Raw genomic sequence first — 23501 nt, 5'->3', positions numbered from 1 at the left:
GAGCACGTTGAGTCAGCGGCTGTTGCTGCTGGCGCTGCTGGTTCTGGCGCCGCTTGCGCAGGCGGCGCCGCGCATCGGCGTGGCGACCATGCTGCCGGGCGAGATCTTCTGGGAGCGCTTCGGCCACGATTCGATCGTGGTGGACGATACGGCAGCGGGCGCACCGATTTCGTACAACTTCGGATTCTTCGACCTGTCCGAACCAGGCTTCGTCGGTCGTTTCGTTCGCGGCGAGATGGAATACCAGCTGGTCGCCCTGCCCTTCGCCGAGGATCTGGTCTATTACCGCGATACCGGGCGCGGGGTTTCGATCCAGTGGCTCGACCTGAGCGATGCCGAAGCCAATCGACTCGCCGTCGCGCTGGCGGAGAACGCCAAGCCGGAGAATGCGCGCTACCGCTACGACTACTTCACCGACAACTGCGCCACCCGCGTGCGCGACGCCTTGGACCGTGCGCTCGGCGGCGAGCTGCGGCGGCAGATGGAAACGCGCTCGCAGGGCAACAGCTATCGCAGCGAGGCGGTGCGCCTGGCCTCGCCGGCAGACTGGATGTGGCTCGGTTTCGACGTCGGACTGGGGCCATTCGCCGACGTAACCCGGTCGCGTTGGGAAGACGCCTTCGTGCCGATGCGCCTGGCTGACGCACTACGCGACGTACGGCGCGCGGACGATCGGCCCCTGGTGCGCAGCGAACAGGTGCTGCTGCCGCACCGGATCGCACCGGAACCTCGGCCGGAACCGCAGCGGTGGTGGCCGTGGTTGCTCGTCGGGATCGGGGTGGCGGCAGTCCTGTTGCTGCTCGGACGCGCCGGACCCAGGTCAACCCTCTGGGTCGCCCTGCCCGCGTGGACGCTATGCGGAGTGCTGGGACTGGTCATGGCCTTCCTGTGGTGCTGCACCGCGCATCGCGCAGGCTGGGCCAACCACAACCTGCTGCTGTTCAACCCGCTCTGCCTGCTGCTGTGGCCAGGAGCGGTGCGCATGTTGCGCCGACGCGAACCCGGGCGCCTGTTCCGCAGCCTGCTGCTCGCGATCCTGGCTGGCGCGATGCTCGCGCTGTTCCTGCTGTGGCTGCCGCTGCAACCGCAACGCAATGCCCCATGGATCGGCCTGATGCTGCCAGTCCACGCGGCGTTGTGGTGGTTGTACGCCCGGACTGGCCTTGTCCGCCAGGCGGCCACGGCGCAGGATGCACGGCATGCGTGAAATGACCGACAACGCTGGCCAGGCCTGCCAGGCCGACATGCCCACCTGCGTGGTCAACTGCGCGGCCTACGACCGCAACGGCCAGCGTCGCGACGTCAGCCTCGACCAGATCAGCGATGTGCTCGCCCAGGACGACGGCAGCTTCGTCTGGGTCGGTCTGTACGAACCCGAGGATGCGCTGCTCGACAAGCTGCAGGAGGAGTTCGACCTGCACGATCTCGCGGTGGAAGACGCGCAGAACGCGCACCAGCGACCCAAGCTGGAAGGCTACGGCAGCTCGCTGTTCCTGGCCGTGCATACCGCCCAGCTGGTGGATGCTCACGTGCGCTTCGGCGAAACCCATGTGTTCGTCGGCGCCCGCTTCCTGGTCACGGTGCGCCACGGCGCATCGCTGTCCTATGCGCCGGTACGCGCGCGCCTGGAGCGCGAACCGGAAATGCTGGCGCAAGGGCCGGCATTCGCGCTCTACGGGGTGCTGGACTTCATCGTCGACAATTACGTGCCGATCGTGGAGGAGTTCCGCGACGAGCTCAATGCGCTCGAGCAGGACGTGTTCGCCGAGACCTATCGCCGCAACACCATCCTCAAGCTCTACGAGCTGAAGAAGGAACTCACCCAGATGCGCCTGGCGGTGGCGCCGATGCAGGACATCGTGGCGCAGCTGGCGCGCACGCCGGTGGTCCAGCTCGGGGAGGAGGCCCGGCTGTATCTGCGCGACGTGCTCGACCATGCCGTGCGCCTCAACGAATCGATCGACACGCTGCGCGAGATGCTGACCGCGGCGATGAGCGTGAACCTGTCGCTGGTGACCATCGCCCAGGGCGAAATCGTCAAGAAGCTGGCCGGCTGGGCTGCGTTGCTGGCGGCGCCGACGCTGATCGCCAGCTGGTACGGCATGAATTTCAGCCACATGCCGGAGCTCGCCGGGCGCCACAGCTACTTCATCCTGATCGGCGCGGTGATCGTCGTGGTGTTCGTGCTTTACCGCTATCTGAAGAAGGTGCGCTGGCTGTAGCGCTGCGGCCGGCAGTTACGCGTCGGGCGCCCGGCCGGTCGAGTCCCGCAGCTGCAATGTGTAGTCGACCGCCACCATCTGGCCGGCACCGGGTTCGCGGATCGCCTTGAGCAGTTCCAGCGTCGCCATGCGTCCCATTTCGCGGGTGGGCTGGCGTACCGTGGTCAGCGCGGGGGTCACATGGTGCGCGATCGGCACATCGTCGAAGCCGCACACCGACAGGTCGCGCGGCACCGACAGGTGCAGCTCCGACGCCACCCGCAGCACGCCTGCGGCCATGTCATCGTTGGCGGCGAAGATCGCGGTCGGGCGCGGATCCAGCGCCAGCAATCGCCGCGCCGCGCGTACGCCCGATTCGAAGGTGAACTCGCCGGGCGACAGCCATTCCCGCCGGCACTCGAGCCCGGCCAGCTTCATCGCATCGCGATAACCCTGCAGCCGCCACTCGCTGGCGCCGTGATCCGGGTGTCCGGAGATGTGGGCGATGCGACGATGCCCGAGCGACACCAGGTGCGCGATGAGCTCGCGCACCGCACCGCGATCGTCCACCGTCACGCCCATATGACCGTTGCCGGCGCGCGGCGAGATGCTGGCGTAGGGCATGCCGCGACGTTCCAGATAGGCCAGGAATTCGAGATCGTCGGTCAACGGCGGAATCAGCACGAACCCATCGGAGCCGTAATGGCCCAGCAAGCCGTCGATCTCGTCGATCGACTCCCGCTGGCGGTAGGTGAGCGGCGCCAGCAACAGGTTGTAGTGCTGCGCACGGCAGGCCTCCAGCACGCCGCGCTGGATCTCCATCAGGTAATTGAACGAAGGATTGTCGTACGCGAACGTGACCACGTAGGACCGTTGCCCTGCCAGGCTGCGCGCGGAATGGTGCGGGCGATACTGCAGGCGCGAAACGGCTTCCTGGACACGCTTGCGCGTGTCCTCGCGCACGTTCGGCTCGTGGTTGAGCACCCGGGACACGGTCTTCATCGACACGCCGGCGGCGGCGGCCACGTCTTCGATCCTGACTCGCGTTGCGTCCATCGAGCTGTCTACCTGCCCGTCCCTGATCCGCCTTCAGGATGCCATACGAAGGTCGCAAGGCTCCTCGCCGGCAGGGTATAGGCGAAGCTGCGGTCGCCGGTGGCCACCGAGAACCTGCGCTCGTCCGCAGCCGAATTGGTCACCACCAGCACCCGCGATCCGTCGTCGGCGTTGACGAAGGCGACGTTGTCGACCCCGTCACGGCCTTCGCTGGAAGCGACCCGCCACGCCCCTCGCCGGACGAAGCGGCTGGCGTGGGCCAGCGCGTAATAGTCGTCGGTGCGGGTCACCGCGCCGGTCTTCGAATCGATCGTCACTACGCCACGGCAGGTTGCGCAACCACCGGCATGCGGGCCGCGGTTTTCGTCCAGCGCGAGGTTCCAGAACAGCACGCCGCGCGCCCAGTGCCGCGTGGTGTCGATGATCAGGCTGCGCGCCTGCAGGGTCAGGCCACCGCTCTTGACCGGTTCCCAGTCGCCGCCGGAGCACTCGGTGAGGTAGACATCCTTGTCGGGAAACGCGGCGTACACCTGCGATTGCGCGGAGACTTCTCCACCGTAGCAGTGCCAGGCCACGGCGGACACGTAGGGCGCGGCCGCGGGATCGCGCAGCACGGCCAGCGGCTCGTGCGGCTTGTCCCAGTTGTGGTCCCAGTCGAAGATCTCGACCTTCTGCTTTCGGCCGGCAAGCATCGGGCCGAGGTGGCGTCCGATGATCGCAGCGCGCGCCTGTGCGTCCAGCCGCATTCCTGGATAGTCATCGGGTTCGAACGCCGGCTCGTTCTGCAAGGTCAGGGCAAAGATGGGGATACCCGCGCCTGCGTAGGCGTCGACGTACTTCACCAGGTAACGCGCGAATGCGTCGTAGTACTCCGGCTTCAGCGTTCCCTTGATCAGGCTGTCCGTGGTCTTCATCCACGCCAGCGCGCTCCAGGGCGAAGCCATCACCTTGAGTTCCGGATTGATCCCGATCGCCGCGCGTGTCACCGGAATCACGTCGTCGCGATTGGGATCGATGCTGAAGCGGCGCAACTGCGGATCGGTCTCGCCACTGGGCACGTCATCCAGGCTGTAATGGCTACGCGAGAAGTCCGAGGCGCCGATGGTCAGGCGGGTGAAATCGAAGCCGATGCCGGCGCCCTCGCGCCCGAACAGCTCGCGCAGCAGCGCATCGCGCTGTTCCGGCGACATGCGGTGCTGGATCAGCCACGCCGAGGCGTCGGTGATCGCGGCGCCGAAGCCGAGCATGCGCTGGAACCGCTTCGCCTCATCGATATGGATATGGATCGGCAGCGGCGGCTGCGCGGCGAAGATCGCCGGCGGCATCGCCGCCATCGCCCTGGATTGGTCGGAAGTCGTCAACCAGACCGATACGTCGTGCCGTGCGTTGGTCGCTCCGCCGTCGTCGAGATGGCGGTCGGGGGTCAGCTGGCAACCCACAGCGACCAACAGACCAGCAAACAAGCCCAGCCATGCAGGCAGCCGGAGCGATGGCAAACGCAAGAGTTCTGGCATGGTGCCTCCCGTGCTCGGCGCCGCGCGCCAGCCGTGCTGCGGTGCAGCGTAAACGTGCCTGTGCGGACACGCCGCGCTACGTTTCACACAGCAGCCGCCGACATTGCGACCGACGGTCTGCTTAACGCTTGACACACGAATTCTTCACACGTATGACAACGCTGTCAACAACGCCCCGGGAGGGGTTCGCCGTGCCCAGTCAGCTCAAATCCGCCTGCTCTCTTGTCCTTGCCCCACGCCGCTCCGCGCTGGCGACCGCCTGCTATCTGGCCCTGATGTCTGCCACCGGCGCGGCTTATGCGCAAGAGACCCAAACCGAGCTAACAACACCGGAGACGCAGGCCGATCAGGCCAGCACAACCGAACAGCCGGCAACGGCACCGCAGACCGCCGAGGAGGTGGACACACTAGGTACCGTGCACGTCACCGGCATCCGGCGCAGCATCATGTCGTCGGTTAATACCAAGAACAGTTCAGACTCGATCGTTGAGGCGGTGTCGTCCGAAGACCTCGGCAAGCTGCCCGACGTCAGCATCGCCGAATCCATCGCCCGCCTCCCCGGTCTGGCCGCACAACGCGTCGACGGTCGTGCGCAGGTGATCGCAATCCGCGGGCTGTCCCCGGACTTTGCAGCGACCCTGCTCAACGGACGGGAACAGGTCAGTACCGGTGACAACCGCGGCGTCGAATTCGACCAGTACCCGTCGGAGCTGATGAGCGCGGTGACCGTTTACAAGACTCCGGATGCGACGCTGATCGGCCAGGGGTTGTCGGGCACGATCAACCTGCAAACGGTTCGCCCGCTATCGTTCACAGAGCAGCGGTTCGTCGCCAACGTGCGTGGCGAATACAACTCGCTGGGCGAGCAGAATTTCGATGGCAGCAAACAAGGTTACCGGGTCAGCGCGTCCTACATCGATCAGTTTCGTGACAACACTATCGGCGTGGCCATCGGCGTGGCGCGGCTCGATTCCCCGTTCCAGGAACAGCATTACAAGGCCTGGTGGTGGGGCGGCAACGAGGACTGGTTTCCCGCAGTCGAGGGCAAACCCGCCGATACCGTTGCCCAACAAGGTGCCGAAGCCTGGCTGCGTTCCCGCGACCAGGTACGCGACGGCGTAATGGGTGTACTGGAGTTCAAGCCGAACGAATTCGTCCACAGCACCCTGGACATGTATTACTCGAAGTTCGAGCAGAAGGAGTCCACCCGCGGAATGATGTGGTCCAACGATCCGTGGACCGGCAATAGCGTTTATTACACCGACACCGGCATCACCCAGGTAGGGCAGACGCCAATCATCACCAGCGGCACCATGCATAACATGGAGCCCATCGTGCGAAACGACGCAAACCAGCGCGACGACACGCTTTACTCGATCGGCTGGAATACCGAATTCAAGGTGACGGACAACTGGAAAGCAACGACGGATGTGTATTATTCGCGCGCGAAGCGCCATCAGGACTGGCTTGAAACCTATGCCGGTAGCGCCGCACTGGACAGCATCACGTTCGACTATCCCCTGGGATCGAACGATTTCCCGACCTTCGGTGCCGGCCTGGATTACGCGGATCCAGAGACCATCACGCTAAGTGATCCGGCAGGCTGGGGCCGGGAGGGGCGCCTGGAGAAAACCAACCAGGACGACCAGTTGTCGGGCATCCGGCTTGGCCTGAGCCGTTCCTTCGATTCCGGCCCCTTCAGCGGCATCGATTTCGGATTTGCCGGCACCCGCCGGATCAAGGACAAGACTTCTTCGGTGTACTTCGCACAGCTCAAGGGCGGTGCTTCGTCCGTCGCGGTCGAAGACGATCTGCTCGGCTCGCCGACCGATCTCGGCTATATCGGCCTTCCGGGCGCACTCGCATTCGACGTCTTCGGTGCACTCGATCGCTACTACGACCTCGAGCTGCACATGGACGCCAACGACCTGAGAAAGGACTTCACCGTCCGGGAAAACGTCGAAACAACGTTTGCAAAGCTCAACATCGATACCGATATCGGCAGCATCCGGCTGCGCGGTAACGTCGGACTTCAGTATGTGCACACCAACCAGTCTTCGACGGGCTTCGACATCGACGACAGCACCGCCACGATCGACAGCAGCGTCACTCGCGGCACAACCTATGACGACGTGCTACCTAGCCTGAACCTGGTGGCCGACTTCGGCAGCGGCTGGATGCTGCGCCTTGGTGCCGCAAAGACCCTTGCAAGGCCGAGGGTCGATGACATGCGCGCTTCAGGTAGCGCAAGCGTGGCCGAAACCGGCGAGAAGAAAGGGCTTTGGAGCGGAAACGGCGGCAACCCGCTGCTGGAACCCTGGCGCGCCACTTCCGGCGATATTTCTCTGGAGAAGTACTTCGGTGATGCCAGCTACGTCGCACTGGCGCTGTTCTACAAGAATCTCGACACTTACGTGTATACGCAAACGGTCTACGACTACGACTTCAGCGGCTTCATCAACACCAGTCCCATTCCGGCGATCTCGGATATCGGCGAGTTTTCCACTCCGGCCAACGGCGAAGGCGGTTATCTCAGGGGCGCTGAATTCAGCACCTCACTTGAAGGCGGGTTGCTGACGCCGGCGCTGGATGGGTTCGGCGTACTGCTCAACGGTTCCTACACGGAAACCTCGATCCATCCGAACGGCCCGGGCACTAGCAGCACGCTCCCCGGCTTGTCCAAGATCGTCGCCAACGCTACCGCCTACTATGAGAAGCACGGTTTCTCTGCACGTATCAGCCAACGCTATCGATCCGATTTCAATGCGGAGATTGCCAGCCTGTTCGCACAACGCGGCTACACGCGGGTGCTTTCAGACCGTCAGCTCGACATGCAATTGGGTTATGCATTTCAGCCGGATACCGCGCTCGATGGCTGGTCAGTGCAGTTCATGGTCAACAACATCACGAACTCGCCGTACCGCACCGTGCAGGACAACGACTTTGCCGGCGGCTACAAGGCTCCATTGGAGTACAACCTGTATGGTCGGCAGTACCTGCTCGGCGTGACCTACAGCTTCCAGTAAGAGACCCGCACCGCAGCTCTACCGACAAGGGCCGTTGCGGCCCTTGTCATTTACGGCGCAGAAAAATCCACGTTGCGCGCCGACAACACCGAGGATCCCAGCATGCAACGTCGCTTGATCGCCCTCTTCGTCACCGCCGCGATGGCCGCTACTGCCAGCAGCTGCAAACGCGACGGCGCGCCCGCAACTTCCACCGCGGCGACCGCCGATGCACTCAAGACCGAAGCCGCGCTGACCGACTGGCCCAAGGTCGAAAGCGCGATCAAGGCCGACCCGGCGATCGAGGCACGGATCAAGGAGATCCTGGCCGGCATGAGCCTGCGGCAGAAGGTCGGGCAGATGACCCAGTCCGAGATCAAGACCACCAAACCGGAGGACGTGAGGAATTACTACCTCGGCTCGGTGCTCAACGGCGGCGGTTCCTGGCCGGCGATGAACAAGCATGCGGCGGTCGCCGACTGGGCGGCGCTCGCCGATGGCTATTACGACGCCTCGATGGCCACCGACCTCAAGGTGAAGATCCCGATCATCTGGGGCACCGACGCGGTGCACGGGCACAGCAATGTCTACGGCGCCACCATCTACCCGCACAACATCGGCCTGGGCGCGGCCCACGACCCGGCCCTGGTGGAGAAAATCGCCGCGGCCACCGGCAAGGCAGTGCGCGCAACCGGCGTCGACTGGCTGTTCGCACCGGCGGTGCCGGTGGTGCAGGACCTGCGCTGGGGCCGTACCTATGAGAGTTATTCGGAAGATCCGGCGCTGATACGCGAGTACGCGACCGCCTATACACGTGGCCTGCAGGGCACGTTCGCGGACGATGGCAATGCGATCGCCAGCGTCAAGCATTTCCTCGGCGACGGCGGCACCGAGAATGGCAAGGACCAGGGCTTCACCAAGGTCACGCTGGGCGAGTTGATCAATCTCCACGGTGCTGGCTATTTCGGCGCGCTCGGCGCGGGCGCACAGACGGTGATGGCCTCGTACAACAGCTGGGTTGATGCCGACAGCGGCAAGGACCACGGCAAGATGCACGGCATCGGGGAACTGCTGACCGATGCGCTCAAGACCAAGATGGGCTTCGACGGTTTCATCGTGTCGGACTGGAATGCGATCGGCCAGCTCCCCGGCTGCAGCAATGCCAGCTGCCCGGCCGCGATCAACGCCGGCATCGACATGATCATGGTGCCGGACGACTGGAAGGCCTTCATCGACAACACCGTGAAGCAGGTCGAGTCCGGCGAGATCCCGATGGCGCGCATCGACGATGCGGTGAGCCGGATCCTGCGGGTGAAGCTGCGCGCGGGCCTGTTCGACGACAAGAAGCCGTCCGCCAATCCCCATGCCGGCAAGCTGGAATCCGTGCAGGACCGCGCCCTCGCCCGCGAAGCGGTGCGCAAGTCGCTGGTGCTGCTGAAAAACGAGAAGAATGCACTTCCACTGGCGCGCGGCAGGAAGATCCTGGTGATCGGCAAGGGCGCCGACAGCATCTCCAACCAGACCGGCGGCTGGTCCCTGACCTGGCAGGGCACCGACAACACCAATGCCGACTTCCCGAATGCCGACAGCATCCTGGCTGGTATCCGCGAAGCCGCCGGCGAGGCCGACGTCACCTTCAGCGAAAAGGCCGACGGCGTGGACGTGTCGAAGTTCGATGCGGTGATCGCGGTGATCGGCGAAACGCCCTATGCCGAAGGCGCCGGCGACATCGTGCCGGCCGACACGGTCGGCCACAGCCGCCGTTTCCCCGAAGACCTGGCGGTGCTGCAGGCGTTGTCCGGCAAGGGCAAGCCAGTGGTGACGGTGCTGCTGTCGGGCCGCCCGCTGTACACCAACGACCTGATCAACCTGTCCGATGCCTTCGTCGCTGCCTGGCTGCCTGGCACCGAGGGCAAGGGCGTAGCCGATGTACTGTTCGCGGGCACGGACGGCAAACCCGCACACGACTTCCGCGGCACGCTGTCCTTCTCCTGGCCAGGGGTCGCGTGTCCTGGTCCGCGCGCCGCCGGCAAGGACGGTGCCGCTCCGCAATTCGCGCACGGCTACGGCCTGAGCTATGCCAAGCCTGCGGCCGTCGCGCAGCTGCCGCTGGACGATACGAAGACCTGTGGCATAGCCACCGTGCTGCCGATCTTCGAACGCCTCGATGCGCCGATGTTCGCCCTGCACGTGGGCTCGGGCAAGGAGCTGCAGGCCCTGGGCGCCGACCTCAACCGCACGCTGGAATGGCCGCAGGGCAAGCCGACGGTGCGCGTGCGCACCGTGCAGGTGAACACCCAGCAGGACGCGAAGGAAGTGACCTGGCTGGGACCGGCGCGCCTGTTCTCGCGCAACCCGTCGCGCAACAACCTGGCGGCGATGGCGCAGGCGGACGCAGCGTTGAGCTTCGACGTCTCGGTGGTGCAGGCGCCGACCTCGAAGGTGACGCTGGCAATGGGCTGCGGCGAGACCTGCGGCGGCGAGATCGACCTGACCGACGCGCTGAAAACCGCCGGCACCGGGCAGAAGCGCACGATCAAAGCCCCGCTCAAGTGCTTCGCCACTCGCGGCGCGGACATGGCCGCCATCGACACGCCGTTCGCGATCGAAGCAGACGCCCCCTTCGCCGCAGCCTTCGCCAATATCCGCATCGTCGCGGGGGCGGCCAAGGATGCCGACGCCCTGAAGTGCGACTAGTCCCACGTTAGGAGGCGTGACACCCTGCCCCGTCGTCGGGGCGGGGTTCACTGCGCAACAACCGCGGTGGCCTTATTGCAGCGCGCATTGACCTGATGCGGTGCGTCGACGACGCTTGCCGATCATCCTCCACGCACGGTGCCACGGCATGACCCTTCCCGCGAAACTCGGCTGGGCCGTCCTTTCCCTGTTCGCGGCGTTCTGCCTGGGGACCGTGGCCCTGTCCCGCGGCGAGACCATCAGCGCGTTGTGGATCGTGTCGGCGGCGGTGTCGATCTTCTTCATCGCCTATCGCTTCTACGCGCGGTTCATCGTCACCCGCGCCTTGCAGATCGATCCGAGCCGCGCCACGCCCGCATGGCGGCGCAACGATGGGCTCGATTATGTTCCCACCGAAAAGACGGTGCTGTTTGGCCATCACTTCGCCGCGATCGCCGGCGCCGGCCCGCTGGTCGGCCCGGTGCTGGCGGCGCAGATGGGTTACCTGCCTGGCTTCCTGTGGATCCTGTTCGGGGTGATCCTGGCCGGTGCGGTGCAGGACATGCTGGTGCTGTTCCTGTCGGTACGCCGCGACGGGCGTTCGCTGGGCGACATGATCCGCAGCGAACTGGGCAACGCCGCCGGCTACACCGCGATGGTCGGGATCCTGGCGATCATGGTGATCCTGCTCGCGGTGCTGGCGCTGGTGGTGGTGAAGGCGCTTGCCATCAGCCCATGGGGCACGTTCACCGTGGCCATGACCATCCCGATCGCACTGCTGATGGGCGTCTACCTGCGCTGGTGGCGACCCGGTCGCATCCTCGAGGTGTCGATCCTGGGCCTGGTGCTGTTGCTGCTGTCGATCTGGCTCGGCGGCCTGGTCGCGCAGTCGCCGCAGTGGGCGCCGCTGTTCACCTTCGATGGCAAGGCGCTGGCGTGGATGCTGATCGGCTACGGTTTCGTCGCCGCGGTGCTGCCGGTCTGGCTGTTGCTGGCGCCGCGCGATTACCTGAGCACCTTCCTCAAGATCGGCACGATCTTCCTGCTCGCCATCGCGGTGCTGGTCGCGATGCCGGAGCTGCGCATGCCGGCGGTCACGCGCTTCATCGACGGCAGCGGCCCGGTGTTCTCGGGCAGCCTGTTCCCGTTCCTGTTCATCACCATCGCCTGCGGCGCCGTGTCCGGCTTCCATGCGCTGATCTCGTCGGGCACCACGCCCAAGATGCTGTCGAACGAATCCGAGATCCGCCTGATCGGCTACGGCGGCATGCTGATGGAAGCCTCGGTCGCGGTGATGGCATTGATCGCGGCCTGCGTGCTGGATCCGGGCGTGTACTTCGCCATGAACGCGCCCGCCGCGCTGATCGGGACCACGGTCGACAGTGCGGCGCTGGCGATTTCGCAGTGGGGCTTCGTGATCACGCCCGATGTGCTGGCGGGCACGGCGAAGGAGATCGGCGAATCCACCATCCTCTCGCGTGCCGGGGGGGCGCCGACCCTGGCGGTGGGCATGGCCCAGATCCTGCACGGCATGCTCGGCGGCGAGGGCATGCTGGCGTTCTGGTACCACTACGCGATCCTGTTCGAAGCCTTGTTCATCCTCACCACGATCGATGCCGGCACGCGGGTGGCGCGCTTCATGATCCAGGAGCTGATCGGCCTGGCCTATCCACCGTTCCAGCGCACCGAAAGCTGGGCTGCAAACCTGGCCTGCACCGCGCTGGCGGTGGCTGGCTGGGGCTGGTTCCTGTACCAGGGCGTGGTCGACCCGCTCGGCGGCATCAATACCCTATGGCCGCTGTTCGGCATCGCCAACCAGATGCTGGCCGCCCTGGCGCTGATCTTCTGCTGCGTGGCGCTGGTGCGGATGAAGCGCGAGCGCTGGCTGTGGATCCCGGCGTTGCCCACCGCGTGGCTGCTGGTGTGCACACTGACCGCTGGCTGGCAGAAGCTCTTCCACGACGATCCGAAGATCGGTTTCCTGGCCAATGCCCGCAAGTTCGGCGACGCCGCAGCGCGCGGAGAACTGCTGGCGCCGGCGAAATCGATCGACGAGATGCGGCGCATCGCCTTCAACAATCAGCTCGACGCCGCGCTGTGCGTGCTGTTCATGGCGGTGGTGCTGCTGACCCTGTTCTTCGGCGTGCGCGCGGCCTTGGCCGCGCGGCGCAGCGCCGTGGTTACCGCCCGGGAGACCGACTATGTCGCGCTCGACGCCATCGCCCGCTGAGCACGCCGGCGCCTGGCTGCGCCGGGCCTGGACGCTGGCCGCAAGCACCGCGCGGCTGGCGGTCGGGGTGCCGGACTACGATGCCTACCTGGCGCACGTGCGCCTTCACCATCCCGACCGCGTGCCGATGGATCGCGTCGGCTTCTTCCGCGAGCGCATGGCGGCACGCTACGGCGCTGGGCGCTCGCGCTGCTGCTGAGCGCCCCCGTGGCGCATCGGTCACCCGCTACGCGCACCGATGCAAGCGGTCGGGTTGCGAGGGGAGTACGCCATCCTTCGCCAGCAGGGACGCGTCCGCAGGTATCGCTGTGCGTAACTCGTGCGAAGACGTGCGCAGATCGAACGGCGCGGACCTGCGCTGCGAAACAGGGATGCCCGTCCGCAGATCACCGCGCCAAGCCGCATCCGCGTTTGTGCGCATGCAGCAAACCCGCGACAGGAGTGGTGTAGGATCGGGTTGCCGCCCACCGGATCGACACGCGCGGCGAAACAGCGACGCAGTCGGAAAGGACCCCGCAGTGCGCAAGCCCGTATCCAAGCGCGCATCCGCCCTGGCGGCTCTCGCCACCTCCATCGCGATGGTTTCATGCGCCGCGCAGCCGCCCGGTGCAAAGGAGCAAACCAGGATGTCCGCAGCCGTGCAGGAACGCAGCATTCCCTTCCAGGACCCCGCAATCGTGCCGCTGACCGAAGCTGTAGCCGCGGGCGATATCGCCGGCATCCGCCGCCTGGCCCCGTCGGCCGACCTGTCCGCGCGTGGCAGGGACGGCGTCACCCTGCTCGAATGGGCGGTGTGGAACGAGCGCCCGGAGGCGCTGGCAGCACTGCTGGAGGCCGGGGCCGACGCCTCGGCGCCGGGCATGGATCAGGAGACCGTGGCCCACATGGCAGCGATGGCACGGGATCCGAAGTATCTGCAAGTCCTCGTTGCCCACGGCGCGCCGGTCGATATCGCCAGCCCGCGCGGAGGCTGGACGCCGATCTTCCGCGCCGTGCAGAGCCGTCGTGATCCACAGGTGGATCTGCTGCTGAAGGCCGGCGCGGACTTGCGTCGCACCGATTCGATGGGCAACACGCTCGCGCACGTGGCGGCCAACATCAACGACGCGGCGCGCGTGCTGCAGCTGCTGGAAGCGGGCGTGGATCCGGCCGCGACCAATGCCCGCGGCCAGACCTTCCAGGCCGCGCTGTTCTCCGGCTCCGACACCAGGCTCAACGCCGAAAGCCGGAGCGCGCGTCAGAAGGTCCGCGACTGGCTGGCCGCCAGGGGTATCGCGCACGAGTAACCGGACAGGGACCGGCGCGGGCGGCTCCGATTCCGCTGCGCGCCTTCAGCCATGGAGGAGCTGCATATGAATGCACCGTCGGCAACGATCGCCGCCAATTCCGGCACGTCCTCGGGGCGTAAGGGTTTTGCAGGCCCGGACCCGCAACCCGTGGATCGCGCGCTGGCGGCGCTCGTCCAGGACAATTACGACCGCGCGGACCAGCTGCGCGGCCAACCGCCGGTCGACCGGCCGCTGCCCACCGGCTGGGCGCGCATGGGCGACGAGGAAGTGCGCGCGGCGGGCATCGACCCGGCGCTGCTGCACGACACCAAGAGTGGCTTCGACGCCTCGTTCTATCGCGACGCCAGCGGCCACGTGGCCCTGGTCTACGCGGGCACGGACGAGGGCCAGGACTGGAAGCACAATTTCGGCCAGGGGCTGGGCTTCAAGGACGCACAGTACGACCAGGCCATTGCCATGGCGCGCGAGGCGAAGCTGGCCTTCGGCGGCCGCCTGGTACTGTCGGGCCAGTCGCTGGGCGGCGGTCTGGCAGCGGCCGCCGCGATGGTGAACGAGGTCCCGGCGGTGACCTTCAACGCCGCAGGCGTCCATGACAATACCGTCGAGCGCTACGGCGTGGATGCGGCCGCGGCCAAGCGTCAGGCCGACCTGGGGCTGGTGCGGCACTACGTGGTGGAGAACGAGATCCTGACCCACCTGCAGGAAGACGCCTTCCCGCTCAAGCTGGCGATGCCGGACGCGCCCGGTGCCCGCATCGACCTGCCCGACCCGGATCCGCTGACCACTTTCGAGCGGCTGCTGCCGTGGAAGAACTTGCCGCACCGCGTGGACAACCACTACATCGAGGCGGTGATGGAGGCGATGGACAAGGCCGGTTACACACTCGACGCGACGGAGCCGGACCGCGCTGCGCGGAGCCCGCGCGATGCCTCGTTGGACACCGTCAACCGCCTGCTCGACGACTCGGTCCGTGGGCTCGCCCCGCAGCGCGACCGGCTCGGGCTGCAGGACGACGCGCGCTTCTTCAACGCCGCCGCCGGCATGGCCGCCTCCGCCGGGCATGACGGCCTGCGGCGCATCGACCATGTGGTCGCCGCGCCGAACGGCCGCAGCGTGTTCGCAGTGGAAGGCGGGCTGGACGACGCTGGGCACCGGCGCAGCCACGTTGATGTCGACGTGGCCAGCCGCACGCCGGCGATCGACAGCGCCTCGCTGCTGCGCGAGCAGGGGGGCGAACACGTGACGCAAGGCCGGCAGCAGGAAGAGCAGCGGCGGATGGCATTGGCCTGAGGTTCGCGTCACGCGGACGGCGGTCCGAATACCGGACTAATACGCCTGCCTGGCGCATGTGCGCCTTCACCAGCCCGGCCGGCCGCGTGCCTATGGACCGCCTCGGCTTCGTCCGCGCATGGTGGCACTCTACGGCGCGGGGCGCTCGCGCTGAAAGTTGTCGATTGCGGGCACCCTCGTTCGTCGAACCTGGAAGTGCCGGGGTTGGCCCGCACGGAGACCGTCCGCGATGCTGAAGCTTTACGCCCACCCGTTCTCGTCCTATTGCCAGAAGGCCCTGACCGCGCTGTACGAGAACGGGACTCCATTCGACTACAGGCTGCTGGAGGGCGAGGAGGCGCAAGCCGAACTCGAGGCGCTGTGGCCGATGAAGCGCTTTCCCGTGCTCGTGGACGGCGAGCAGACCGTGTTCGAGGCCAGCGCGATCATCGAACACCTGCAGCTTCGCCATCCCGGCGCAGTCCGGTTGATTCCGGACGGCGACGACGCGGTGGAAGTACGCATGCTCGATCGCGTCTTCGACAACTACGTGATGACCCCGATGCAGAAGATCGTGTTCGACCATCTGCGTCCACAGGACCAGCGCGATGCATGCGGTGTCGCCGAGGCGAGGGCCATGCTCGATACCGCTTATGCCTGGCTGGAGCGGCATCTGGCCGGACGCGAATGGGCAAGCCGGTCCGGTTTCAGCCTTGCCGACTGCGCCGCCGCCCCCTCGCTGTTCTACGCGGACTGGGTGCACCCGCTCGACGACGCTCACGGCAATGTGCGCGGTTATCGCCAGCGCCTGCTCGCCCGCCCCTCGTTCGCGCGCGCAGTGGAAGAAGCCCGGCCGTACCGCGCGTATTTTCCGCCAGGGGCGCCCGACCGCGATTGAGGGTCATGCCCGTGACGACCGGATACTCGGCGACACCGTTGGCCAGGAAGCTCGGCTTTGTGCCCGGGTGCCGGGTGCTGTTGCGGCACCAGCCGTCGCCCTATCTGGAATGGCTGTCGCCGCTTCCGGACGGCGTGCGCTTCGATAAGCGCGCTTCGGCGGGCACCGATCTGGTGCATGTCTTCGTTGTGTCCCGTTCGACCCTGGTCGAGGAGCTGCAGCGTGCGCGCAGGACGCTCCGGCCCGATGCCGTGGTCTGGGTGTCCTGGCCGAAGAAGGCCTCCGGGGTTGCAAGCGACGTGAGCGAGGACGTGATCCGAGCCGTCGCGCTGCCGCTCGGCTTCGTCGATGTCAAAGTCTGCGCGGTCAGCCCGGTCTGGTCCGGGCTGAAGCTGGTGGTGCGCAGGTCGTTGCGTCCGGGCCGGTAGGACTGGCTACCGGCGGTTGATCGTGATGGCGCTCCAGCTCTCACGCCTGCGGCGATCGAACCCGCTGCGCCGATCGCTATGCACCAGGTCGAAGCGGATCTCCTCGCGCCGGTCGCGGCCCTCGCGCCGCTCGGTGTTGGCGCGGCGCTCGGGTCCGGAGTACGGCGGCTTTGGTGCATGGTCAGGCACGGCGCGAACCTCCTTGCGACATAAGTCATGACTCCCCAACGCGATTCCCCGACAAGACCGGCCGCCCGATGAAATACATCCGCAAGCCTGACCGCTTGCCCCTGGTTGCCGCGTTCAGACAGCTACGATCCCAGTCATGCGGTACGCCGAAGGCGGATGCGGGGATCATCCGGTCTTCCAACAAGGGGGTTCTCTGTGTCGATGCAAGCCGCTGTTCCCGTTCGTTCCAAAGTTCGCTGGATGGCCTCCAGCACACTGGCAAGTTGCCTGCTGGGCCTGCTGTTTTCCACCGCCGCGTCGGCCACCGGCACCGTTGGCATCCCCACCCCCGTGGACGTCGATCTGAGCTGCAAGGACTTCGATACCGCCGGCATCCTCAATGAGGTCGAACTGCTAGTCAGTCCGCTGCCTGAAGGTCCCACTTTGCAAGGCGACGGTGTACTGGCAGTTTCGACGATCTCGTTCGAATCGACGAATGGATGGCTGCTGTACTGGATCCAGGAAAGCACCGGCCAGTCGATCCATCACGTCAGCCTCAGCGGTGCCGGCTCGGCAGTGCTCTACAGCTACGACCCTCCGGTGACGCATGACGAAGGCCTGCACCTGCCGGCGCCGCAGACCGCGCTGATCCAGACCATGACGACCACGCCCGGCTACCCGCAGGCCGCGAACGCACGGTTCTGCTATTCCACCCCACAGGAGACCGGATTCGAGGGTTGCACGCTGGGTTACTGGAAGGTGCGCCAGCATCACGATTCATGGCCGGCTCCGTACTACCCAGGCAGCAACCTGCAGGTCGCCTTCGGCGCGGACGCGTTCAACGATTCCTTCCTCAATGCGCTGAACTACAAGGGAGGCCCCGGCATCGCCGGCGCCAAGCGCATCCTGCTCAAGCAGGCCGTCGCTGCCCTGCTCGGTGCGACCTCGCCGGATGTCGACTACCCGATCACGGCCGCGACCGTGACCTCACAGGTGGCCGCCGCCCTGGCCAGCAACGATCGCGAGATCATGCTGTCCCTGTCCACGACGCTGGACGCCTACAACAACCAAGGCTGCCCGCTGAACTGACTGCGTTCGACGGTGCATGCAAAGAAGCCGCGCTCGCGCGGCTTCTTTTTTGAACGCATGATCGCTGCGGGCGCTACCGGCGGTCGATCGCGCTCCCGTTCCACGACCCCTGCCGGCGCCGGTCCTTGCCGCTGCGACGGTCCTCCTTGGTCAGGTCGAAACGAAATTCCTCGCGCCGATCGCTGCCCTGCCGGCGCTCCTTGCCGCTGCGGCGCTCCGGCCCGCGATAGGGTTCTGGCCGGTCTTCGACTTCGAACATGGGCCGCTCTCCGTTCATCCCGTTCCACTAGAAAACGCAAAGCCGTGATTCATCCGGTCGCCAGCGCCCGCAGGATCAGGCCCAGCAGGTAAGACAGCCCTGTGCCCGTGGCGTAGCCCAAGGTCCCCAGCAGGGCTCCCACCGGCGCCAGCGCGGGATGGAAGGCCGACGCCACGACCGGTGCCGAGGCCGGTCCGCCGATATTGCTCTGCGAGCCGATCGCGAAATAGAAGAACGGCACGCGCAGCAGCCTGCCCATCAGCCACAACAGCACGATATGGATGGAGATCCAGACGATCCCCAGCAGGAACAGCCACGGCCGGTCGAGCAGCGCGAAGATGTCCATCTGCATGCCGATGGTGGCGATCAGGAAGTACAGCAACAGCTGACCGATGTTCGACGCGCCCGCGCCCTCGAGGGTGCGCGCACGGGTGAAGCTCAGGCCCAGCCCGATCAACGTCGACAGCATCACCATCCAGACGAAGGGCTCATGCAAGCTGACCGTCTTCGCCCAGGACACGTGGGCACCGAACCAGGCCGAAACCGGCGCCGCGACGAAATGGGACAGGCCGACCGCGCCGAACGCCAGCCCGATGATCATCATCAGGTCGGTCAGGCTGGCGATGCGACCGTGTTCGGCGCGGAACGCTTCCAGCTTGAGCTTGAGTTCCTCGATCGCGCGGGTATCGGCGCCGCTACGCGCGTCGATGGCCTGCGCGCGCGCGGCCAGGAAGATCAGCACCGCCATCCACACGTAGCCCACGCCCACATCGACCACAGCGAACTGGCCGAAGGTCGTGGCGTCGACCTGGAAGATTTCCTTCATAGCCAGCATGTTGGCGCCACCACCGATCCAGCTGCCGGCAAGCGTGGTCATGCCGGCCCAGGTGTCGCCGGCCACGGTTTCTGGGTGCACGGCGCGGAACAGCAGGAAGGCGAGCACGGCCCCCGCCATCACGCTCAGCGATGCCGCCGCATACATCAGCACCAGTTTCGGCCCGAGTCTGAGGATCGCCTTCAGGTCGATCGACAGGGTGAGCAGCACCAGTGCCGCAGGCAGCAGCACGCGACTGGCGACCGGGTTGTAGAGCTTGCTCGCTTCGCCGTCGATCAGGCCGAAGGTGTTGTACAGGCCCGGGATCAGGTAGCACAGCAGCAACGCGGGGACGAAACTGTAGAACTTCCGGAAGAAGCCGTGCTGGAGCGATGCGGTCCAGAACACCGCGCCAAGGGTCGCGGCGATCAGGCCAAGGACGACGATGTCGTTGCTGATCAGCGCCGTGCTGGCGACCGGCTCCACCCTACGGCCCGATGTGCTGCTTGAGCCAACCGTTGACCGTGTCGTGCCAGAGCACGCTGTTCTGCGGCTTCAGCACCCAGTGGTTCTCGTCGGGGAAGTACAGGAACTTCGATTCGATCCCGCGGCGCTGCAACGCGGTGAAGGTGGCGATGCCCTGCTCCACCGGGATGCGGTAGTCGAGCTGGCCATGCACCACGAGCATCGGCACGCGCCACTCGTCGACATGGTTGACCGGGTTGAACTTCTCGTAGTTCCTCGGCACGTCGTACGGCGTACCACCCTGCTCCCACTCGGTGAACCACAATTCCTCGGTGGCATAGCCCATCGCCCGCTGGTCGAACACGCCATCGTGATTGACCAGGCATTTCCACGGTTCGTTCCAGTTACCGGCGATCCAGTTGACCATGAAGCCGCCGTAGCTGGCGCCCAGGGCGCAGGCCTTTTCCGCGTCGAGGAAGTCGTACTTCGCAAGCGCCGCCTTCCAGCCTTTCTGCAGGTCCTCCAGCGGACGGTCGCCCCAGTGCTGGCTGATCGCGTCGGTGAACGCCTGGCCGTAGCCGGTGGAGCCATGGAAGTCGATCATCACCACGGCGTAGCCCTGCCCGGCGTAGGTCTGCGGGTTCCAGCGGTAGCTCCAGCCGTCGCCGAAGCTGCCCTGCGGCCCGCCGTGGATCAGGAATGCGACCGGGTATTTCTGGCCGGCCACGTAATTCCATGGCTTGACCACGTAGCCGTGCACGGTATCTCCGCTCCAACCCTTGAAGTCGAACTGTTCGTACTCGCCCCAGGCCACGTCGGCGAGCATCTCGCCCGCGCTGGGCGTGATCGCACGCACCGGCGTGCCGGCGATCCCGCCGGTGAACAGCTGGTCCCCGCTCTTCATGCTGTTGCGTGCGAACACCAGGGTGGGCCCGGTGGGACCTGTGTCGGCCAGTTCGAACGCGGATACACTGCCATCGCCGACCAGTTTGGTGACCCCGCCGCTTTCCACATCCACGGCGAACAGCGGATGTTCTCCCGTGTCCTGGGCCGTGGTGTAGATGGTCCGGCCATCGGCGGACACGGTGATGCCGTCGGCGGAGCGGTCCCACTGCGGTGCGATCTCGCGCGTGTTGCCGCTGGCGAGGTCCATCGATTTCAACGCGAAGCGGTCCGCCTCGAAACCCGGGCGCTTCATCGCGCGGTAGTAAAGCGTGCGGCCGTCCTTGCCGAACACCGGACCCGCGTCCCAGGCGGGGTTTCCCGAGGTGAGGTTCGTGGCGGCGCCGGTGCCGTCGGCGTTGACCTGGTACAGATCGAAGTTGGTCGACCAGGGTTCCTCCCGGTCCGACCTGCGTGCGCTGAACACGAGGGTCTTGCCGTCGGGAGCCCATGCAAGATCCGACAGGTCGCCGAAAGGCTTGGACGGGATGTCGCCTTCCACGTCGCCGCCGATCAGGACCGCGGTTTTCGCAGGCGCCGCGCCGCCCAGGTCAGCCACGAACACGCGATTCAGGCGCCCGTCCGCCCAGGTATCCCAGTGACGGATGAACATGCGGTCGAAGACCACACCGCTGGTCTTCTTCTTGCCGTCGGCGTCGAGCTGCTTCTTTGCGCACTCGAGATCCGACGCGCACTGGGGGAAGGTCGAAAACACCAGCGCCACCTGCTTGCCGTCCGGCGACAGCTTGTAACCGTCGACATCCAGGGCGAACGCGGTGAGCTGCTTCGGCGTACCGCCCGCCACGAGCTGCGCATACAGCTGCGAACTGCCGTTCTTCGCGCTGAGAAAGTACACCGTCGTTCCATCGGGCGAGAACGCAGGCGAATTGACGTTCCAGCCTTCGGGGGTCAAGCGCACCGGCGGAGCCGCGTCGCGCGCGAATAGGTCTTCGATCCACAGCGAGGTGCTCGCCTTGTTGGCATCGAAATCCACCACCCGCTTGGCGAACACCAGCTTGCGAGCATTCGGCGAGAGCGTCGGCGAGGAGTAACGATCCATCTTCGCCAGGTCGCGGACGTCGAAGCCGCGCTCGGCGTGTGCGAACGTGGGGAGAGCAAGCAGGAGGGCGGCGGATAGAATGGCGTGGCGCAGGTTCATGACGGCTCCAACAGGTCCAAGGCGTACAGGAAGAGAACCAGAGATCACATCGGACCTGGTTCGACGTCGCCGAGCGCGGGCTTGGCCTTGGCCCCGGTGCGGTACAGCAGCCAGCCGACCACGGTGAGCACGACCAGCCCGACGATCTCGCCGAACTGGAACTGCTCCGGGAGCGCAATGACATCGGCGCGCCCTGAGGCGACGATCGGGATCGCGATCAGGATGCCCATCAACGCCTCGCCGGTGATCAGCCCGGCGGCGAACAGCGTCCCGGGCCGGTGCAGACGGTCGCGGGCCACTTCGTCCTCGGTGCCGACCATGCCGTGGCGCCGCTCGACCAGGTAGGACAGCAGGCCGCCGAGGAAGATCGGCACCATCAATTCCAGCGGCAGGTAGATGCCGATGGCCGCGGCCAGCACCGGGACGCGGAACTTCGCGCCGCGGGCCTTGAGCACTTCGTCGATCGCGATGATCGCCGCGCCCACGCCTGCGCCGATGGCGATGATGCCCCACGGCAATTCGCCCCCGAACATGCCCCTGGCCACCGAGGCCATCAGCGTGGCCTGGGGTGCGGACAGCGAATTGGGCTGCTCGGGTGTCGGTGCGCCGATGCCGTAGGCCTGGGCCAGCAGGTTCAGCACCGGCGCCATCACCAGCGCGCACGAAAATGCGCCGATGCCGAGCATCAGCTGCTGCTTCCATGGCGTGGCGCCGACGATGTAGCCGGCCTTCAGGTCCTGCAGGTTGTCTCCGCCGACCGCAGCGGCGCAGCACACCACCGCGCCGATCATGATCGCCGCAACCGCACCGATCGGCGAATCGCGCCCCAACAGCAGCATCAGCACCACCGAGGCGAACAGGATGGTGGCGATGGTGATGCCGGACACCGGGTTGTTCGAGGAACCGACCAGGCCCGCGAGGTAGGCCGATACGGAGACGAACAGGAAGCCGGCCACGATCATGATGATCGCCATCGGAATGCTCACGCCCCAGTTGCCGACGATGGCCTGGTACAACAGCAGCAACGGAATGACGAAGGCGACCAGCGCCACCAGCATCCACTTCATCGGCAGGTCCCGCTCTGTTTCCGCGAGATTTGCGTCGGCGCCCTTGCGTGCGGCGGCGATGCCGCTCTTCACTCCCGACAGCAGCGACTTGCGCAACGAGAACAGGGTCCACACGCCGCCGATCAGCATCGCGCCGACGCCCAGGTAGCGGATCTTGGTCGACCAGATCGCGAACGCCGCGTCTTCCGCGCTGGCGCCCAGGTTGCTGGCGGCCAGCACCGGGTCGGTGCCCTGGAACATCGCGTGGTAGAGCGGGATCCCGATATGCCAGGACAGGATGCTGCCGGAAAGCACCACGATGCCGATGTTCAGGCCGACGATATAGCCCACACCGAGCAGGGCCGGTGACAGGTTGGTGCCCATGTAGCCCAGATACTTGCCGAAGAAGCCGGCGCCCGCGGCAGTGTCGGGAATGATGCGCATGCCGCTGGCGGCCGCAGCCTTGAGCACCGCGCCGATCGCCGCCGAGAATGCGAGGATCTTCAGGCCAGGCCCCGGGTTTTCGCCCGCCTTGAGCACCTCCGCCGCCGCCTTGCCTTCCGGGAACGGCAACGGGTTTTCTACGATCATCGTGCGCCGCAGCGGCACCGAGAACAGCACCCCGAGCAGGCCGCCGAGGCCGGCGATGCCCACCACCCACCAGTATTTGAAATCGGGCCAGTAGCCCATGATGATCAGCGCCGGGATGGTGAAGATCACGCCGGCCGCGATCGACGACCCCGCAGACGCCCCGGTCTGCACGATGTTGTTCTCGAGGATCGTGCCGCCGCCCAGCAGCCGCAGCACGCCCATCGATACCACCGCCGCCGGGATCGCGGTCGCGATCGTCAGGCCGGCGAACAGCCCCAGGTAGGCATTGGCAGCCGACAGGATCACCGCCAGGATCACTGCAAGCAGCACCGCCCGCAGCGTGAGCTGCGGCGTACCCGCTCCGGATTTTGCGTTCATCGCCTCTCCCCCGCGTGGAATCGC

General features: G+C 66.2%; 18 protein-coding genes. 11 read left to right on the top strand and 7 right to left on the bottom strand.

Annotated elements, in window-relative coordinates; genetic code table 11:
• Positions 1-7: 7 nt before the first annotated feature.
• Together MC380_RS01035 and corA are read left to right on the top strand one after the other, a co-directional pair.
• Entirely contained in the window at positions 8-1207 is a 1200-nt protein-coding gene (locus MC380_RS01035; protein ID WP_242162538.1) for a DUF4105 domain-containing protein, read from the top strand.
• The gene (corA, locus tag MC380_RS01030) at positions 1200-2222 is read left to right on the top strand and encodes a magnesium/cobalt transporter CorA (RefSeq protein ID WP_242104517.1); all 1023 of its coding nucleotides are present in this window, start codon (positions 1200-1202) and stop codon (positions 2220-2222) included. Before MC380_RS01035 ends, corA begins: the two co-directional genes overlap by 8 nt.
• Positions 2223-2237: 15 nt before the next feature.
• Here corA and MC380_RS01025 read toward each other — a convergent pair whose 3' ends face one another.
• A complete protein-coding gene (locus tag MC380_RS01025) occupies positions 2238-3227 on the bottom strand; it encodes a LacI family DNA-binding transcriptional regulator (protein ID WP_343223512.1) in 990 nt (329 codons plus the stop codon).
• 38 nt (positions 3228-3265) lie between these two features.
• Positions 3266-4771: a glycoside hydrolase family 30 beta sandwich domain-containing protein gene (locus MC380_RS01020; protein WP_242162536.1), complete on the bottom strand. Its 1506-nt coding sequence runs from the start codon at positions 4769-4771 to the stop codon at positions 3266-3268.
• Between the two features lie 152 nt (positions 4772-4923).
• On the opposite strand from MC380_RS01020, the gene MC380_RS01015 reads away from it, so the two are divergent.
• The 8 genes from MC380_RS01015 (at position 4924) to MC380_RS00980 (ending at position 16566) form a co-directional block, all read left to right on the top strand.
• Positions 4924-7797, top strand: coding sequence for a TonB-dependent receptor (locus tag MC380_RS01015; protein WP_242162535.1), 2874 nt, complete (start codon positions 4924-4926; stop codon positions 7795-7797).
• A gap of 102 nt (positions 7798-7899) precedes the next feature.
• Positions 7900-10473, top strand: coding sequence for a glycoside hydrolase family 3 protein (locus tag MC380_RS01010; RefSeq protein WP_242162533.1), 2574 nt, complete (start codon positions 7900-7902; stop codon positions 10471-10473).
• 148 nt (positions 10474-10621) lie between these two features.
• Complete coding sequence (locus tag MC380_RS01005) at positions 10622-12682, top strand: carbon starvation CstA family protein (protein ID WP_242162531.1); 2061 nt, start codon at positions 10622-10624, stop codon at positions 12680-12682.
• Positions 12654-12881 carry a CstA-like transporter-associated (seleno)protein gene (locus tag MC380_RS01000; RefSeq protein ID WP_242162529.1) on the top strand — a complete coding sequence of 76 codons (228 nt, stop codon included), beginning with the start codon at positions 12654-12656 and terminating at the stop codon, positions 12879-12881. Before MC380_RS01005 ends, MC380_RS01000 begins: the two co-directional genes overlap by 29 nt.
• Positions 12882-13260: 379 nt before the next feature.
• Complete coding sequence (locus tag MC380_RS00995; RefSeq protein WP_242162807.1) at positions 13261-13968, top strand: ankyrin repeat domain-containing protein; 708 nt, start codon at positions 13261-13263, stop codon at positions 13966-13968.
• A gap of 66 nt (positions 13969-14034) precedes the next feature.
• Positions 14035-15261, top strand: coding sequence for an XVIPCD domain-containing protein (locus MC380_RS00990; RefSeq protein ID WP_242162527.1), 1227 nt, complete (start codon positions 14035-14037; stop codon positions 15259-15261).
• 229 nt (positions 15262-15490) lie between these two features.
• Positions 15491-16138 carry a glutathione S-transferase family protein gene (locus MC380_RS00985; RefSeq protein WP_242104525.1) on the top strand — a complete coding sequence of 216 codons (648 nt, stop codon included), beginning with the start codon at positions 15491-15493 and terminating at the stop codon, positions 16136-16138.
• Between the two features lie 5 nt (positions 16139-16143).
• On the top strand, positions 16144-16566 hold the full coding sequence (locus MC380_RS00980) for a DUF3052 domain-containing protein (RefSeq protein ID WP_242104526.1): 423 nt from the start codon (positions 16144-16146) through the stop codon (positions 16564-16566).
• 6 nt (positions 16567-16572) lie between these two features.
• Here the strand turns inward: MC380_RS00980 and MC380_RS00975 are convergent, their stop codons facing one another.
• Positions 16573-16755: a hypothetical protein gene (locus MC380_RS00975; protein WP_242104527.1), complete on the bottom strand. Its 183-nt coding sequence runs from the start codon at positions 16753-16755 to the stop codon at positions 16573-16575.
• A 240-nt stretch (positions 16756-16995) separates the two neighbouring features.
• Here MC380_RS00975 and MC380_RS00970 point away from each other — a divergent pair, with 240 nt between their 5' ends.
• Positions 16996-17823, top strand: coding sequence for a hypothetical protein (locus MC380_RS00970; protein WP_242162525.1), 828 nt, complete (start codon positions 16996-16998; stop codon positions 17821-17823).
• A gap of 73 nt (positions 17824-17896) precedes the next feature.
• Here MC380_RS00970 and MC380_RS00965 read toward each other — a convergent pair whose 3' ends face one another.
• The 4 genes from MC380_RS00965 to MC380_RS00950 are packed head-to-tail and all read right to left on the bottom strand — an operon-like array spanning position 17897 to position 23477.
• Positions 17897-18082, bottom strand: a complete 186-nt coding sequence (locus tag MC380_RS00965) for a hypothetical protein (protein ID WP_242104529.1) — start codon at positions 18080-18082, stop codon at positions 17897-17899.
• Positions 18083-18131: 49 nt separating this feature from the next.
• Positions 18132-19382, bottom strand: a complete 1251-nt coding sequence (locus MC380_RS00960; RefSeq protein ID WP_242162523.1) for a DUF819 family protein — start codon at positions 19380-19382, stop codon at positions 18132-18134.
• Between the two features lies 1 nt (position 19383).
• On the bottom strand, positions 19384-21462 hold the full coding sequence (locus tag MC380_RS00955; protein WP_242162521.1) for a S9 family peptidase: 2079 nt from the start codon (positions 21460-21462) through the stop codon (positions 19384-19386).
• 44 nt (positions 21463-21506) lie between these two features.
• The gene (locus tag MC380_RS00950) at positions 21507-23477 is read right to left on the bottom strand and encodes an oligopeptide transporter, OPT family (protein WP_242104532.1); all 1971 of its coding nucleotides are present in this window, start codon (positions 23475-23477) and stop codon (positions 21507-21509) included.
• Positions 23478-23501 lie beyond the last annotated feature (24 nt).

Origin of the sequence: Lysobacter sp. M15 (genome assembly GCF_022662515.1) — a bacterium.
GTDB lineage: Bacteria > Pseudomonadota > Gammaproteobacteria > Xanthomonadales > Xanthomonadaceae > JAKPBU01.
Note: the sequence above shows the minus strand (reverse complement) of the source record. Positions and strands in the feature narration are given on the sequence as shown.

Coding starts and splice junctions, on each gene's coding strand:
- corA (WP_242104517.1), top strand. CDS start 1,200: ATGCGTGAAATGACCGACAACGCTGGCCAGGCCTGCCAGGCCGACATG.
- MC380_RS01020 (WP_242162536.1), bottom strand. CDS start 4,771: ATGCCAGAACTCTTGCGTTTGCCATCGCTCCGGCTGCCTGCATGGCTG.
- MC380_RS01015 (WP_242162535.1), top strand. CDS start 4,924: ATGACAACGCTGTCAACAACGCCCCGGGAGGGGTTCGCCGTGCCCAGT.
- MC380_RS01010 (WP_242162533.1), top strand. CDS start 7,900: ATGCAACGTCGCTTGATCGCCCTCTTCGTCACCGCCGCGATGGCCGCT.
- MC380_RS01005 (WP_242162531.1), top strand. CDS start 10,622: ATGACCCTTCCCGCGAAACTCGGCTGGGCCGTCCTTTCCCTGTTCGCG.
- MC380_RS01000 (WP_242162529.1), top strand. CDS start 12,654: ATGTCGCGCTCGACGCCATCGCCCGCTGAGCACGCCGGCGCCTGGCTG.
- MC380_RS00995 (WP_242162807.1), top strand. CDS start 13,261: ATGGTTTCATGCGCCGCGCAGCCGCCCGGTGCAAAGGAGCAAACCAGG.
- MC380_RS00990 (WP_242162527.1), top strand. CDS start 14,035: ATGAATGCACCGTCGGCAACGATCGCCGCCAATTCCGGCACGTCCTCG.
- MC380_RS00985 (WP_242104525.1), top strand. CDS start 15,491: ATGCTGAAGCTTTACGCCCACCCGTTCTCGTCCTATTGCCAGAAGGCC.
- MC380_RS00980 (WP_242104526.1), top strand. CDS start 16,144: ATGCCCGTGACGACCGGATACTCGGCGACACCGTTGGCCAGGAAGCTC.
- MC380_RS00970 (WP_242162525.1), top strand. CDS start 16,996: ATGGCCTCCAGCACACTGGCAAGTTGCCTGCTGGGCCTGCTGTTTTCC.
- MC380_RS00965 (WP_242104529.1), bottom strand. CDS start 18,082: ATGTTCGAAGTCGAAGACCGGCCAGAACCCTATCGCGGGCCGGAGCGC.
- MC380_RS00955 (WP_242162521.1), bottom strand. CDS start 21,462: ATGAACCTGCGCCACGCCATTCTATCCGCCGCCCTCCTGCTTGCTCTC.
- MC380_RS00950 (WP_242104532.1), bottom strand. CDS start 23,477: ATGAACGCAAAATCCGGAGCGGGTACGCCGCAGCTCACGCTGCGGGCG.